A 15,112-nucleotide genomic window follows, 5' to 3' on the forward strand; every position below is an offset into this window, starting at 1 on the left:
CTCAGAACACTGTGCTGTTCAGAACCCGGGGACGAGGCGGACGACGAGGTCGATGAGCCAGATGCCGACGAACGGCGCGACGATGCCGCCGAGGCCGAAGACCAGGAGGTTGCGCCCGAGGGTCTTCGACGCGTCCATGGGCCGGTACCGCACGCCGCGCAGGGACAGCGGGATGAGCAGCACGATGACGAGCGCGTTGAACACGATCGCCGAGACGACGGCGGACGACGGCGAGCTCAGGCCCATGACGTTGAGCGCCTCGAGGCCGGGGAACACGCCCATGAACATCGCGGGGATGATCGCGAAGTACTTGGCGATGTCGTTCGCGATGGAGAAGGTCGTCAGCGCGCCGCGGGTGATGAGCAGCTGCTTGCCGATGCGGACGACGTCGATGAGCTTGGTGGGGTCGGAGTCGAGGTCGACCATGTTGCCGGCCTCCTTCGCTGCCGACGTGCCCGAGTTCATCGCGACGCCGACGTCGGCCTGCGCGAGGGCGGGGGCGTCGTTGGTGCCGTCCCCCGTCATCGCGACGAGGCTGCCGCCCTCCTGCTCGCGCCGGATGAGCTCCAGCTTGTCCTCCGGCGTGGCCTCGGCGAGGTAGTCGTCGACGCCGGCCTCGGCGGCGATGGCCGCGGCGGTCAGCGGGTTGTCGCCGGTGACCATCACGGTGCGGATGCCCATGGCGCGCAGCTCGGCGAACCGGTCCGCGATGCCCTCCTTGACGACGTCCTTGAGGTGCACGACGCCGAGCACGCGCCCGGCCCCGCCCGCCGCCCGGACCGCCACGACCAGCGGCGTGCCGCCGGACCGTGCGACCCGTTCGACGGCGTCCTCCACCTCCGCGACCACCGGGGCGGCGGGGGCGCCGCCGCCGGCGAGCCAGGCCATGACCGCGCTGCCGGCGCCCTTGCGGATCTGCGTGCCGTCCGGCTCGTCGAGGCCGGACATGCGGGTCTGCGCGGTGAACGGCACGACCTCGCCGGGCACCGAGGTGCTCTCGTGGCTCCGCACGTCCACCCCGGCCCGGACGGCGAGCGCCACGATCGACGCGCCCTCCGGCGTCGGGTCCGCGAGGGACGACAGGGCGGCGGCGCGCACCAGGTCGCGGGCGTCGACGCCGGCCAGCGGCAGGAACTCGCTCGCCTGCCGGTTGCCGTAGGTGATGGTGCCGGTCTTGTCGAGGAGCAGCGTCGTGACGTCGCCGGCGGCCTCGACGGCGCGGCCGGACATCGCGAGCACGTTGCGCTGCACGAGGCGGTCCATCCCGGCGATGCCGATGGCCGAGAGCAGCGCGCCGATCGTCGTCGGGATGAGGCAGACCAGCAGCGCCACCAGCACGGCCACGCTCACCGGGCTCGCCGCGTACGACGCGATCGGGTTCAGGGTGAGCGCGACGACGACGAACACGATCGACAGCGACGCGAGCAGGATGCTCAGCGCGATCTCGTTCGGCGTCTTCTGCCGGCTGGCGCCCTCGACGAGCGCGATCATCCGGTCGACGAACGTCTCGCCCGGCTTCGAGGTGATGCGCACGACGATCCGGTCGGACAGCACCCGCGTGCCGCCGGTGACGGCGGACCGGTCGCCCCCCGACTCGCGGATCACGGGCGCGGACTCGCCGGTGATGGCGGACTCGTCCACGGACGCGATGCCCCGCACGATCTCGCCGTCGCCCGGCACGAGGTCGCCGGCGGCGACCACGACGACGTCGCCGAGGTCCAGGTCGGCCGACGACACGTCGGCGAGCGCGGCGTGCAGGGCCTCGGGGTCGGCCGCGTCGTCGTAGGCGGCGACGCGGTGCGCGACCGTGGCCGTGCGGGTCTGGCGGAGCGTGTCCGCCTGGGCCTTGCCGCGGCCCTCCGCGACCGACTCGGCGAGGTTCGCGAACACGACGGTGAGCCAGAGGAACAGCGCGATCACGGCCGTGAACGAGCCGGGGACGACGGTGCCGCCCGAGGTCACGGGCCCGCCGAGGAACGGCTCGACGACGGCGAGCACGGTGGTCAGCGCAGCGCCGACCCACACGACGAACATCACGGGGTTGCGCCACATCTGGCGCGGGTCGAGCTTGCGGAACGCGCCCGGCAGGGCGGCCCGCACCTGGGCCCAGGTGAAGACCCCGCCCGGCGTGCGGGCGGCCTCCGGTGACGAGGGAGCGGGGGACGACGGGGTATCGATCAGGGTGGTCATGAGTTACACGAGCCCTTCCGCCAGGGGACCCAGCGCGAGAACGGGGAAGTAGGTGAGCGCGGTGAGGATGACGACGACCCCGACGAGCAGCCCGACGAACTGCGGGCGGTGCGTGGGCAGCGTCCCCGCGGTGGCGGGCACCTTGTCCTGCCGGGCGAGCGACCCGGCCAGGGCAAGCACGAGCACGATCGGCACGAAGCGCCCGAGCAGGATCGCGACGCCGAGCGCCGTGTTCATCCAGGGCGTGTTCGCCGTGATGCCGGCGAAGGCCGAGCCGTTGTTGTTGGCCGCGGACGTGAAGGCGTACAGGACCTCGGACATGCCGTGCACACCCGGGTTCCAGATCGTCGTCGAGACGACGCTCTCGCGCACCGCCGGGATCGCGAAGCTGAGCGCGGTGCCCGCCAGCACGAGCGTCGGGGTGACGAGGATGTAGAGGCTGGCGAGCTTGATCTCGCGGGGCCCGATCTTCTTGCCCAGGTACTCGGGCGTGCGGCCCACCAGCAGGCCGGCGACGAACACCGCGATGACGGCCAGCACGAGCATGCCGTAGAGGCCCGACCCGACGCCGCCGGGCGCGACCTCGCCGAGCATCATGTTGAGCATCGGGATCATCCCGCCCAGCGCGGTGAACGAGTCGTGCATCGCGTTCACGGCGCCGGTCGACGTCGTCGTGCTGGTGGTCGCGAAGAGCGTGGTCCCGACGATGCCGAACCGCGCCTCCTTGCCCTCCATGGCGCCGCCCGCGAGCTGCGGGGCGGTGCCGCTCCCGGCGGACTCGAGCGCCGTCAGCGCGGCGAACGACGCCACGAAGATCACGCCCATCGCCGCGAGGATCGCGTACCCCTGCCGCAGGTCGCCCACCATCCGGCCGAACGTGCGCGGCAGCGAGAACGGGACGGCCAGCATGAGGAGCACCTCGACGACGTTCGTCCACGCCGTCGGGTTCTCGAACGGGTGGGCCGAGTTCGCGTTGAAGAACCCGCCGCCGTTGGTGCCGAGCAGCTTGATGGCCTCCTGCGACGCCACCGGCCCGCCGGGGATGCTCTGCGCGCCGCCGGCCACGGTCGTGACGTCGGTGAAGCCGTCGAAGTTCTGCACGACGCCACCGATCATCAGCACCACCGCGCCCACCACCGAGAGCGGCAGCAGGATGCGCAGCGAGCCCCGGACCAGGTCGACCCAGAAGTTGCCGATCGTCCCCGTGCGGCGGTGCGCGAACCCGCGCACCAGCGCCACGGCGACGGCCATGCCGACCGCCGCGGAGACGAAGTTCTGCACCGCGAGCCCGACGAGCTGCACCGTGTAGCCGACGGTCTGCTCGGGCGAGTACGACTGCCAGTTCGTGTTTCCCACGAACGACGCGGCCGTGTTGAACGACAGGTCCGGCGCGACGGCGGGCAGCCCCAGCGAGTACGGCAGCCACTGCTGCGTGCGCTGCAGGGCGTAGACGAGCAGCAGCCCGGCGAGGGAGAAGGTCAGGACGCCGCGCGCATACGCCTGCCACGTCTGCCCGGAGCGCGGGTCGACGCCCAGCAGCCGGTACAGGCCCCGCTCGACGCGCCAGTCGCGAGGGGTGGTGTACACGGTCGCCATGTAGTCGCCGAACGACCGGTGGACGACCGCGAGGACGAGGGCGACGGTCCCGAGCGCGAGGACCGCCCCGACCCAGCCCATCAGAACTTCTCCGGCTTCACGAGGGCCACCACGAGGTAGACCAGCGCGGCCACGCCGAGAGCGGCGGCGAGGAGCTCGACGACGATCACAGCTTCTCCACCGCCTTCCCGATCCCGGCGACCAGCGCGAACAGGGCGATCACGCCCAGCACGTAGACGACGTCAAGCACCAGCACGTCCCCACTTCGATTCCGACGGCCGGCCTCCGGAGAAGGTCGGGCCGGGCGCCCTTCCCGGGTGCCGACGACGATGCAACACCCGCCGGAAGCCCGTGTACCCCGTCCTCACGGGATCCATACGGCGCCGGGGCGCACCCTGACGGAAGCCCTACGGGCGTGGCCCCGCCACCTCGGAAAAACCGGCGCGTGGCGGCGGTCGGCCGTGCCAGGCTGCCCCGCATGGACTCCGTCGACGACGACACCCGGGCCGCGTGGGCCGTCGCCTCGCGCAAGTACAGCGACGAGTACGACGAGCACCTCGCGCAGGCCAGGACCACCCGGCTGCTGCCCGCGGAGGTCGCCGCGATCGGGGAGCTGGTCCGGGGCGCCGACGTCGTGCACCCGATGAGCGGCCACGGCCTGGACGACGTCGCCCTGGCGCGGCTGGGCGCGCGGTCCGTGCACGGCCTGGACTACAGCCCGGCGCCGGTGGAGAGCGCGCAGCGCCGGGCCGACGAGCTCGGCGTGCCCTGCCGGTACACCCGCGCGACGCTGCCGGACAGCGGCCTCGACGACGCGTGCGCCGACCTCGTCTACACCGGCAAGGGCGCGCTCATCTGGGTCGCGGACCTGCCCGCCTTCCTCGCCGAGGTGCGCCGCCTGCTGCGCCCGGGCGGGCGGTTCTACGTCTACGAGGCCCACCCGCTGGTGCCGCTGTGGGCGTGGGACGCCGACGAGCTCCGCGTGCGCCCTGACCGGGGGTACTTCGAGGCGTCGCACGTCAACGACACGTTCCCCGGCCACGGGGCGGTGGAGCGGCAGCGCACGCTCGCCGAGACCGTCATGGACTGCCTGCGCGGCGGGTTCGAGATCGAGCACCTCGAGGAGCACCCCGACCCGTTCTGGCGCCCCGACGGCATCGACGCCGTCGCCTGGGACGGCCGCGTCCCGAACGCGTTCAGCCTGCTGGCGCGCCGGGTCTGAGCGCGGCGCTCAGCGCAGGGCGTACGCCGGGACGTTGGTGTCGGTCGCGAACACGTCCGTCATCCACAGCATGGAGCGGTACATCCACCGCGTGGTGAAGGTCCGGTCGCGCATCCGGATGCGCGCGTTCGTCGGCGGTGCCAGGAACGGCCCCGCGTTGCCGGTCCGCGCGACCCGGGTGGGCTTGCGCATCCGCCGGTCGTAGGCCGCGAACGCGGTCTCGTGGTCGCCGCGCGCCGCCACGAGCTCGCCGGCGAGGACGTAGGCGGCGACGAGGGACAGGCCCGTCCCGAAGCCGCCGAGGGTGTTGGCGTGCCCCGAGTCGCCGACCAGCGCGAACCGCCCGCGCGTGAACGACGTCATCCGGGTGCGCGCGAGGGCGTCGAGGTAGAGGTCGTCGGCCCGGCGGACGGCGTCGAGCGCGGCGGGCACGCGCCAGCCGGCGCCGGCGAAGGCGGCCTCGAGGAACGCCCGCTGGGACGCGGCGTCGTGGCGGTCGTACGGTGCCCCGCCGCCCGGCGCGCGGAAGACGAACAGGCTCGGCGCCTTCTGCCCGCCGAGCAGCGCGAGCCGGCCGGGCTCGTTGTACCCGTAGGCGACGGCGCGGCCGTCGGGGCGCCGGGTCTCCAGCCCGTCGAGCGGCGCCGCGGCGTCGGCGACGGCGTAGCAGTACCCGAGCGACTCGACGAGCTGCTCCTCCGGGCCGAACGCGAGCCGCCGCACGGCGGAGTGCACGCCGTCGGCGCCCACCACCAGGTCGAACCGCTCGCTCGGCCGGTGTGCGAACGCGACCTGCACGCCGTCCGTCGTCTCGGTCGCGCCCACGATCTCGTCGCCGAAGACGTACTCGGCGTCGCGGGCGGTGTGCTCGTGCAGGACGGCGGCGAGGTCGCCGCGCAGGACCTCCAGGTCGCCGCCGACGAACTCGCCCGGGATCACGGCGCGGACCCGGTCGCGGGCGTCGACCATGCGCCAGTCGGTCCGCGGGGTCTGGCGGGCGCGCACGTCGTCGAGGATCCCCATGCGGTCCAGGACGTCGCGGTGGGTGCGGCCCTTGAAGTCGACGGCCTGGCCGCCGGGCCGGAGCGCGGGGGCCTTCTCGACGACGGTGACGTCGAAGCCGTTGCGGCCGAGCCAGCGGACGAGCGCGGGCCCGGCGATGCTCGCGCCGGAGACGAGGATCTTCGAGGTGGACATGGACTGCTCCTTCGGTGACCGAGGCTTAATTGCGTCCCAGAGACACAGTAAGCATCCGCGTACGATGGACGCAAATACTTCAGGGCGCGCGAGACCGGCAGCCGCCGGAGGCAGGGGGAGCGATGGGCGCCGACCATCGGGGGGCCGGGACGGGCGCGACGAGTACCGACGACGTCGTCGCGCTGCTGTGGCGGCGCGCGACGCCGGCCCGCCGCGGGCCCAAGCCGCGCTTCAGTGTCGACGGCATCGTGGCCGCGGCCACGGAGATCGCCGACGTCCACGGGCTCGACGCGGTGACGATGCAGGCCGTCGCCGCACGCCTCGGCACCACCAAGATGGCGCTGTACCGCTACGTGCCGGGCCGCGTCGAGCTGGACGCGCTCCTGCTCGACGCCGCGCTCGGGGCCGCGCCGTCCGCGGCGACGGGGGCGGACTGGCGGGCCGCCCTGACGGACTGGGCCGGCAGCGTCCACGCGCGGGCGCTCGCGCGGCCCTGGTCGGTCGAGCTCGCGCAGCGGCCGCACGTGCCCGGCCCCGTCGAGCTCGCCTGGTTCGAGGCCGGCCTTGCGGCGTTCGGGGACCTGCCGCTCACCGGCGCGGAGAGGCTCGACACGCTCGCGCTCCTGGTCGGTCACGTGATGTCGCTCGTGCGCCAGCAGCCGCGCGGCGCGTCGCCGGAGGCCGATCTCACCGCCCGGCTCGGGCCCGTCCTCGCCGAGCACGCGGACGACTACCCGCTCACCGTGGCGGCCTTCTCCGACGCCGAGCCGGGCGACCGCGACGACGCCCTGCGGTTCGGCGTCGCGCGCGTGGTCGCCGGCGTCGCGGCGCTCGCGGCCGAGCGCGCCTGACCGGAGCCGCGACGACGGAGCGCCCGCTCCCCGGGGAGGGTGGGCGCTCGCCGGGAGGCCGGCGGCTCAGGACGCGGCCGGCTCCTCGTGGTCGGTCGGGGTGTGCACGATGTCGTAGTACACGTCGGTGTTCCCCTCCTCGGGGAACACGCGGTAGGTGAACTCCTCGTCGGTGAGCGTGACGATGTCCGAGTCGCGCTCGAACTGCACCTCGCCGGCGTCGTCCTTCGCGACGATGTGGCGGGTCGTGCCCTCCTCGTCGACCGTCCAGTCGCCCTGCATCTTCGGGCTGTCGTCGAGGTCGTACATGGTGAACGTGCCGGCGGCGTCGAAGTACGCCCAGCCGACGAAGGCGCTCACGTCGTCGTCGTCGAGCGGGACGTCGTCACCCTCGGCGTCGGTCGCGCCGGTGGTCTCCCACGCGGTCGACGCGAGCACGTCGGACGGCGTCTGCGCCACGTCGGCCGCCGCGGCCTCCTGTGTGGCGGAGGTCCCGGAACCGGCCGCGGCGTCGGCCTCGCCCGTGCTGCAGGCGGTGAGCGCCCCCAGCGCGATCAGGGCCGAGACGGCGATCGTGGCGGGCTTCGTCGACGTCGTGAGCTTCATGGGGTGTCCTTCCCTCGTGCCCGGGACGGCGGTGGGTGTCCCGGCGTGTCGGTGCGTCGGATCCATCGTGGTTCCGGGCACCGGACCGCCACATCGCCTGCCGGGCTCGCCGGAAGTCAGCCGAACGGATGAGGCGCGACCGGCACGAACCGCAGCAGCGCCCCCGGCGGCAGCTGGCCGAGCAGCCACAGGTGCGTCGACGCCACGGACGCGACCACCGGGTAGCCGCCGGTGAGCGGGTGGTCGACGCCGAACAGCACCGGCAGGCCGTCCGGCGGCACCTGCAGCGCGCCGGTCACGCAGCCCTCGCTGGGCAGCTCGCGCCCCTGCGCGCCGGCCGCCCGGGTCAGGGGTGCTCCGTCCAGCCGCAGCCCCACCCGGTCAGAACGGTCGGTCACCCGCCACTCCTGGTCGACGAGCGCGGCAGGGTCCGCGAACCAGTCGTCGTGCGGGCCGAGCACGACGGGGAGCGTCGTGACCTCTCCCGGCGCGGTCAGCGCCGCGACGTCCGGCGCCCCGACGTCGTCCACCGCCACCGCCAGGACGTGGTGAGCAAGACTCCGGGGACTCTTCGGTCGCGAACAGGCCCCGAGATCGCGCTCACCACGCAGGGGGGTGCCGGGGGCGAGGGGGGCGGGGCCCAGGTGGGCGAGGGTGTCGGTGGCGCGGGAGCCGAGGACGGGCGGCGCGGCGACGCCTCCGCGGACGGCGACGTACGTCCGCCGGCCGCGGGCGGGGGCGGCCAGCGCGAGCTCGTCGCCGGCGCGCAGGCGGAACGCCCGTGCCAGGGGTGCGCGGCGGGCGTCGTCCGGGTCGCCGCCGCGGTGCACGACGGCGTCCGCGTCCGCCCCGGCGAGCGCGACGACGGCGTCGGTGCGGGCGCGCAGCCGCAGCCCGCCGCCCACGGCCTCGACGGCGGCCGCCCCGACCGGGTTGCCCACCGCGCGGTTCGCGGCGCGCAGGCTGCGCGGGTCGGCCGCGCCGGACGCGGACACGCCGAGGTGCGCCAGCCCGGGTCGGCCGAGGTCCTGCACCAGCGCCTGCAGCCCGGGCGTCACGACCTCCAGCACCTCCAGACCCCTGCCCGACGTCGTGGGCGCGGCAGTCTCGGTTCGCGGCGGCAGCTCGGACTGCCGCGCCGGGCCCGAACTGCCGTCGTGAGCGAGCCCGGCGCCGCGGGCCGCCGCGCGCACGGCCGTGAACCGCACCCGGTCGCCGGGGGCCCACGGGGCGGGAGGGTCGCGGTCGGCGTCCCAGGTGACGACGTCGGTCCGACCGACGAGCTGCCACCCGCCCGGGCTGGAGCGCGGGTAGACGCCCGAGTACGGCCCGGCGAGCGCCACCGAGCCCGCGGGCACCCGGGTGCGCGGCGACTCCCGCCGCGGCACGACCAGCGTCTCGTCGTCCCCGGTCAGGTACGCGAACCCGGGGGCGAAGCCGACGAAGCCCACCACCCACGACGCCCCCGCGTGCCGCCGCACCACCTCCTCCGGGCTGCACGCGAGCAGGCGTGCGACGTCCGCCAGGTCCTCGCCGTCGTACACGGTGGGGATCTCGACGAGGCTTGCTCCCGCAGCCTCCCCGGCCCCCTCGTCGGCGGCGCGGCCGGCCGCGGCCGCCCGAGCGCGCAGCTCGTCCGCGAGACGGGCCGCGGGCAGTCGCCACGGGTCGAACGGCACCAGCAGCGTGCGCGCGCCGGGCACGGGCTGCCCGACGCCCGTCACGGGGTCGTCGCGCAGGGACGCGTGGAGCGCCAGGGCCTGCGCGAGGTCGTCGACCTCGACGAGCAGGGCGTCGTCGCGCACGGGCAGGACACGCAGGGAGAAGACACGCACGGGCGGGACGCGCTCAGGCCCGCCCACGCTCAGGCCCTCGACGTCGCCGGGGCGAACGCGGCGAGGGTGACGCCCGCGTCGTCGAACGCCGCGCGTACCCGGCGGGCCATCGCGACCGCGCCGGGCGTGTCGCCGTGCACGCACACGGAGTCGGCGGCCACGCGCACCACGCTGCCGTCGACGGCCTCGACCACGCCCTCGGTGACGAGCCGCAGCATCCGCCGGGCCACGACGTCCGGGTCGTGCAGGACGGCGCCCGGCTCGCCGCGGGGCACCAGCGTGCCGGCAGGCGTGTAGGCGCGGTCGGCGAACGCCTCGGCCGCGGTGGCCAGGCCCGCGGCCTCGGCGGCGGCGAGGGAGAGGGTGCCGGGCAGCCCGAGCAGCACGAGGGACGGGTCGACGGAGGCGAGAGCGGCGGCGACGTCGTCCGCCACGCGCCGGTCCACGGCCGCCCGGTTGTACAGGGCGCCGTGCGGCTTCACGTAGGTGACGCGGGTGCCCTCGGTGGCGGCGAGAGCCTGCAGCGCGCCGACCTGGTAGACGACGTCGGCCCGCAGCTCGGCCGACGGGACGTCGATGTCGCGGCGCCCGAAGCCCGCGAGGTCGCGGTAGCCGACGTGCGCCCCGACGGCGACGCCGCGGGCGGCGGCCAGGCCCACCGTGCGACGGATCGACGCCGGGTCGCCGGCGTGGAAGCCGCACGCCACGTTCGCCGACGAGACGACGTCGAGCATCGCCTCGTCGTCGCCGAGGGTCCAGCGTCCGAACCCCTCGCCGAGGTCGCTGTTGAGGTCGACGGTGGTCATGCGTCCAGTCTGCCGCGCGACGTCCCCTGCGGGCGGGGGCGTATCAAGGCGCTCCGGTCATGGTGTGCGGATGAGCGTCGCGTGAACTCTCGTCGCAGGGGTGGCAGGAGCGTGGCGCGTGCCGCACAGTGAAGGGACGGTCCTGTCGCCTGTGTCACACGACGACGCCGAGGTGTGGCAGGATCCGAGCGCCTGAGCAGTGCCGATGTAGGAGGTTCGTCGTCGTGAGGTCTCCGAGGGACACCGGACGGGGCGCGCGTGTCGGCAGGCTGCTCGCGACGGCGACGACGACGTGCGTGGTCGCGGCGGGGTTTCTCGCGGCCCCCGTGGCGGGCCTCCCGTGGAACGACGGCCGCCTCCAGACCCTCGCCGCCGACCAGCACACCCCCGACGTCGGAGCCGGCAGCCCGGTGGGCGAGGGCGTCTCCGTGGGCGTGGTCGGGACGCCGGAGTCGACCGGCCCGACGACGCTCCAGGAGGTGCTGGGCGTCCTCGAGCGCGCGGAGCTCGCCGGCCAGGACGCCGGCCGGAAGGTGACGCCCGCGGTGGACCAGGCCGCCGCCGAGCTCGGCATGCTGCTCAGCACGTACCTCGCGCAGCAGTCCGCCAGGTCGTCCGACCGCCCCTTCGCGGCCGCGGACGCCGAGGTGCCCTCGCCCGTGCTCCCGGCCCCCGCGACCGAGCCCGACGTGACCGGGCCCGCCGAGCAGACTCCTGAGGTCGCGCCCTCGGCGCCCGCCGACGAGCCGCGGGCCGTGGCCGTCGCGCGCCAGATCGCGACGGACCCCGCCGCGATCGACCCCGCCGACGAGCCCGACCCTGTGGCCACGGGGGAGCGGTCCGGCGCCGAGCAGCCTGATCCCGTGCAGCCGGACGCCGTGCAGCTGGACGCCGTGCAACCGGACGAGCAGGCCGCGGACCAGAGCGGGCACGACGGCGACGAGGTGACGTTCGACGACCTCGTCGTCGCGGCCACGCGCCTGGCGACGCTGCTGGACCCGGCGACCACGACCCTCGAGGCGGGCATCCTGCCGGCAGGGGCGGACGGGGCGGTCGCGGCGCGCGCCACGCTGACGGCGAGCCTGCTCGAGGTGGTCGACCGCTACGGTCGGAGCACGGCGGGCTACGCCAACGGGCGCATCCCGGCGTCGGCGCTGTGCCCGCTCGACTTCGCGCCCGGGCACATGCTGCGCTGCGACGCCGCGGAGCAGCTCTCCGCGCTCAGCAAGGAGTACGAGAAGGAGTTCGGGGTGCCCATCCCGATGACCGACTCGTACCGCTCGCTGGAGCTGCAGATCCGCGTCAAGGCCACCAAGGGCTGGCTGGCGGCGACGCCGGGCACGTCGAACCACGGCTGGGGCCTCGCCGTCGACCTGGGCTACCCGATCTCCACCTTCACGTCCGCCGAGCACGCGTGGATGCGCGTGCACGGGCCGGACTACGGCTGGGACAACCCGTCCTGGGCGCGCTCCACCGGCTCGAAGCCCGAGCCGTGGCACTTCGAGTTCTTCGCCGCCGGCCCCATCCCCGACCGGGCGTGGAAGGCCGACGACGTCGCGGGCGGCGGCGGGCCGACGGCCCCGGCCGAGCGTGCCGACAAGAACGCCAAGGACGCGAAGGACGGCAACGACGGGAAGGGCACGAAGTCCGCGGGCGGCACGGCGAAGGACGGGGCGGTCGAGAAGGGCGGCAAGAAGCCCGGCTCCACGTCCTACGGCGGGACCACGGACCCGGGCAAGGGAGGCGACTCGTCCGATCGGCCCGCCACGCCCGCGAAGGTCACGGTGCCCGACGTCGCCGGCCAGAGCCTCGCTGCAGCGAAGAAGAAGCTGCAGGCGCTGGGACTCGAGGTGACGACCGTGACGCGCGCGGACGACGACGTCCCCGAGGGCACGGTCGTGACGACCCGGCATGCGGGCACGAAGGTCCGGACCGGCTCCACGGTCACCCTCGTCGTCTCGAGCGGCCCGGAGCAGGCGTCGCAGCAGGTGGCGGTGCCGAAGGTCGCCGGCAAGGACGAGGCGGGTGCACGGCAGGCCCTGACCGACGCCGGCCTGGTGCCGGCGAAGCGCGTCGCGACGCGGGCCAGCGACGCGGTGCGTGAGGGCGACGTCGTCGGAACGGACCCGGTCGCGGGCTCCAGCGTGGACCGCGGCGCCACCGTGACGATCGTCGTCTCGAGCGGTCCGGCGCAGGTGAAGGTGCCGGCGGTCGAGGGCGACGCGGGCTCCGCCAAGCGGGCGCTGCAGGACGTCGGCCTCGCCCCGGAAGTCGTCGAGGAGCACAGCGACACGGTCGACGAGGGCCACGTCATCCGGACCGAGCCCGGTGCCGGGACACCGGTGGACCGCGGCGCAGCCGTGCGCGTGGTCGTGTCGTCGGGACCCGAGGAGCCGGAGCAGGTCGAGGTGCCGGGCGTCGTCGGCGAGGAGCAGGCCGTGGCCGTGCAGCGTCTGAAGGACGCCGGCTTCGTCGTGGAGGTCGTCGAGGAACCGAGCGACGACCAGCCGGAAGGCGTGGTCGTCCGGAGGGAGTCGGGCACGGAGGAGACCCTGCCGTCGGGGTCGACCGTGACGCTCGTCGTGTCGACGGGTCCCGAGTGACGCCCCCCGCGCCGCCCGCAGAGACCCCCGGCGAGCGGCGGACGCGCGAGGCGCTGGAGGCGTCGGGCGTCGCGTTCGACATCGTGCGGCACGGCCCGGTGCGCTCGCTCGCGGAGGCCGCGGCCGCGCGGGGCGTCACGCCGGCGCAGGTGGTCAAGACGATCGTGGTGCGCCGCGGGGACGGCGACTTCCTCTTCGTGCTGGTGCCGGGCGACCGCACGATCGCGTGGCCGCGGCTGCGCTCGCTGCTGGGGGTGTCCCGGCTGTCGATGCCTGACAAGGAGGTGGCGCGCGACGTCACCGGGTACGAGCGCGGCACCATCACGCCGTTCGGCTCGCTCACGGCCTGGCCGGTGGTCGCGGACTCGCGCATCGCGGAGGCGGGGCCGGTGTCCGTCGGGGGCGGCGGGCACGGGGTCTCGGCGACGATCGACGGAGGTGACCTTGCTCGCGTCCTCGACGCCCGGGTCGCGGACGTCACCGACCTGGACCACCCTGGACCGGCGGGGCCCGCCCGCGCGACGCCGGCCGGTCCGGCGTCGACCCGCCAGGACTGACCGGATGCTGGACGAATCCGCCTGACGGGGGAACACTCGACGCGGGCCGTTCGCTGTACGGAGAGGACGCAGACAGCGTCCCCAGGCCGCACGGCCCCACGCACGGGAGCAACTCGACCACATGGACATCGACAGCAGCAGCGAACCCCTGCCGAGCTCGGGGATCGCGTCCCGGACCACCGACGAGGCCACCGTCCTCACCCTGTGGGGCGAGGTCGACGCGGCGCTGCGCGAGGCGGCGAGCGACGCGATGGCGGCGCTCGCGGCGCGGGGCACGACCCAACCGATCGTCGTGGACACCCGGGACGTCACGTTCATCGACTCCTCGGGGGTCGCGTTCATCCTGCAGGTGTACATGCTGGGCCAGGAGACGGGCACGTCCGTGAGCCTGTACCAGCCGTCCGAGGCGGTCGCGGAGGTGCTGGACATGGTCGGCATGGGCGGCCGCATCCCCCTGGCGGAGGCGGAGCCCGCCGGTCGGGCCGGCTGACCGGGTGAGCGTCCAGGTCGACAGCGCCGTCGTGCGGGCCGCGCGGCTTGCCGCCACGGGCCTGCGCGGGCAGAGCCTGCCCGACGCGACCGCCGTCGTCGACGCGCTCCTCGCGGTGCAGGGGCAGGAGCTGCAGCCCGCGTTGTGGGGCCTCTCCCGGCGGGTCGCGCCGTCCTCGCGCCCCGGCCGCGCCGCCCTCAACGCGGCGCTCGCCGACGGCGAGCTGCTGCGTACCCACCTGCTGCGCCCCACCTGGCACCTGGTGCGGCCGCGCGACGCGCGCTGGCTGCTCGAGCTCAGCGCGCCGCGCGTCGAGAGGCTCATGGCGTCCACCGAGCGGGCGTGGGACCTCGGCGACCTGGGCCCCGGCACGGAGGCCGTCGCCGCCGCCGTCGCGGACGGGCCGCGCACGCGCGCGGAGATCAAGGCCGAGCTGGTCGACCACGGCGTGCTCGACCCCGACGCCCCCGGCCTCGCGTTCACCCAGATGCTCATGCACGCGGAGCTGCGGTGCCTCGTGATCAGCGGGCCGCCGCCGGCCGGCAAGGAGCTGCAGCACCAGTCGTACGCGACCTTCGACGACCGCGTCCCCGCGGGCTACGGGCCGCTGGGCGAGCGGTTCGACGCCCAGGCCGCCGTCGTCGAGCTGTGGCGTCGCTACCTGCCAGGGCGCGGCTTCGCGACCCTCAACGACCTGCGGCTGTGGGCCGACGTCACCGTCCGCGACCTCAGGCCCGTGCTGGCCGCCCTCACCGAGGCGGGCGAGGTCGTCCAGGTCGCGGGCACGGGGGACCTCGAGGGCCTCGTCCTCGTCGCGACCGCCGCGACGGCGGACCGCTGGCTCGGTGGTGGCGACGGCGGGGGCGACGGCGTCGACGACGATCCCGTCGTCGACCTGCTCCAGGCCTACGACGAGCTGCTGATCTCCTACCGGGAGACGCGCCACGTCGTCCTCGACCCGGCGCTGCCGCCGCCGGACCGGTCCGGCGCGTTCGTGCACTGCGTGGCGGTGGACGGCGTGGTGGCGGGACGCTGGCGCTGGCCGGCGGGCGCCGGGCGGGGCGGCGTCGACGTGCAGTGGCTGCGCGACCCGACCCCTGCCGAGCGCGCCGCACTGGACGCGGCGGTCGCCGACCTCGACGCGTACCGGGGCTGAACC

13 protein-coding genes are annotated in these 15,112 nt (G+C 75.0%); 6 read left to right on the forward strand and 7 right to left on the reverse strand.

Features of this window, described 5'->3' with window-relative positions; all coding sequences use genetic code 11:
- Positions 1–18: 18 nt before the first annotated feature.
- From kdpB to ACH443_RS09770, 3 genes are read right to left on the reverse strand one after another with little or no spacing between them, the layout of a single operon-like run.
- Positions 19–2,190 (reverse strand): potassium-transporting ATPase subunit KdpB, encoded by a 2,172-nt coding sequence (gene kdpB / locus ACH443_RS09760; RefSeq protein ID WP_430590179.1) that lies wholly within the window; start codon positions 2,188–2,190, stop codon positions 19–21.
- A gap of 3 nt (positions 2,191–2,193) precedes the next feature.
- Positions 2,194–3,867 (reverse strand): potassium-transporting ATPase subunit KdpA, encoded by a 1,674-nt coding sequence (gene kdpA, locus ACH443_RS09765; protein WP_430590180.1) that lies wholly within the window; start codon positions 3,865–3,867, stop codon positions 2,194–2,196.
- Entirely contained in the window at positions 3,867–3,956 is a 90-nt protein-coding gene (locus tag ACH443_RS09770; RefSeq protein ID WP_429734823.1) for a potassium-transporting ATPase subunit F, read from the reverse strand. Before ACH443_RS09770 ends, kdpA begins: the two co-directional genes overlap by 1 nt.
- Positions 3,957–4,264: 308 nt before the next feature.
- On the opposite strand from ACH443_RS09770, the gene ACH443_RS09775 reads away from it, so the two are divergent.
- Positions 4,265–5,008, forward strand: a complete 744-nt coding sequence (locus tag ACH443_RS09775; RefSeq protein WP_430590181.1) for a class I SAM-dependent methyltransferase — start codon at positions 4,265–4,267, stop codon at positions 5,006–5,008.
- A gap of 9 nt (positions 5,009–5,017) precedes the next feature.
- On the opposite strand, the gene ACH443_RS09780 is transcribed toward ACH443_RS09775, so the two are convergent.
- The gene (locus tag ACH443_RS09780; protein ID WP_429765298.1) at positions 5,018–6,205 is read right to left on the reverse strand and encodes an FAD-dependent monooxygenase; all 1,188 of its coding nucleotides are present in this window, start codon (positions 6,203–6,205) and stop codon (positions 5,018–5,020) included.
- Between the two features lie 122 nt (positions 6,206–6,327).
- Here ACH443_RS09780 and ACH443_RS09785 point away from each other — a divergent pair, with 122 nt between their 5' ends.
- Positions 6,328–7,056 carry a TetR/AcrR family transcriptional regulator gene (locus ACH443_RS09785; RefSeq protein WP_430590182.1) on the forward strand — a complete coding sequence of 243 codons (729 nt, stop codon included), beginning with the start codon at positions 6,328–6,330 and terminating at the stop codon, positions 7,054–7,056.
- Positions 7,057–7,122: 66 nt separating this feature from the next.
- On the opposite strand, the gene ACH443_RS09790 is transcribed toward ACH443_RS09785, so the two are convergent.
- From ACH443_RS09790 to ACH443_RS09800, 3 genes are all read right to left on the reverse strand, one after another.
- Entirely contained in the window at positions 7,123–7,662 is a 540-nt protein-coding gene (locus tag ACH443_RS09790) for a DUF4822 domain-containing protein (protein WP_430590183.1), read from the reverse strand.
- Between the two features lie 116 nt (positions 7,663–7,778).
- A complete protein-coding gene (locus ACH443_RS09795; RefSeq protein WP_430590184.1) occupies positions 7,779–9,524 on the reverse strand; it encodes a carboxyltransferase domain-containing protein in 1,746 nt (581 codons plus the stop codon).
- Between the two features lie 2 nt (positions 9,525–9,526).
- A complete protein-coding gene (locus tag ACH443_RS09800) occupies positions 9,527–10,303 on the reverse strand; it encodes a LamB/YcsF family protein (RefSeq protein WP_430590185.1) in 777 nt (258 codons plus the stop codon).
- Positions 10,304–10,527: 224 nt separating this feature from the next.
- Between ACH443_RS09800 and ACH443_RS09805 the strand changes: the two genes are divergently transcribed.
- The 4 genes from ACH443_RS09805 to ACH443_RS09820 all read left to right on the forward strand — a co-directional run bounded on the left by ACH443_RS09805 (position 10,528) and on the right by ACH443_RS09820 (position 15,109).
- Positions 10,528–12,906 carry a PASTA domain-containing protein gene (locus tag ACH443_RS09805; protein ID WP_430590186.1) on the forward strand — a complete coding sequence of 793 codons (2,379 nt, stop codon included), beginning with the start codon at positions 10,528–10,530 and terminating at the stop codon, positions 12,904–12,906.
- Complete coding sequence (locus tag ACH443_RS09810; RefSeq protein ID WP_429765308.1) at positions 12,903–13,463, forward strand: aminoacyl-tRNA deacylase; 561 nt, start codon at positions 12,903–12,905, stop codon at positions 13,461–13,463. Before ACH443_RS09805 ends, ACH443_RS09810 begins: the two co-directional genes overlap by 4 nt.
- A gap of 121 nt (positions 13,464–13,584) precedes the next feature.
- Positions 13,585–13,953 carry an STAS domain-containing protein gene (locus ACH443_RS09815; RefSeq protein ID WP_429765309.1) on the forward strand — a complete coding sequence of 123 codons (369 nt, stop codon included), beginning with the start codon at positions 13,585–13,587 and terminating at the stop codon, positions 13,951–13,953.
- Between the two features lie 4 nt (positions 13,954–13,957).
- Entirely contained in the window at positions 13,958–15,109 is a 1,152-nt protein-coding gene (locus tag ACH443_RS09820; RefSeq protein ID WP_430590187.1) for a winged helix DNA-binding domain-containing protein, read from the forward strand.
- The last annotated feature ends 3 nt before the right edge of the window (positions 15,110–15,112 follow it).

This window comes from Isoptericola sp. NPDC019571, assembly GCF_044389385.1.
GTDB lineage: Bacteria > Actinomycetota > Actinomycetes > Actinomycetales > Cellulomonadaceae > Isoptericola > Isoptericola nanjingensis.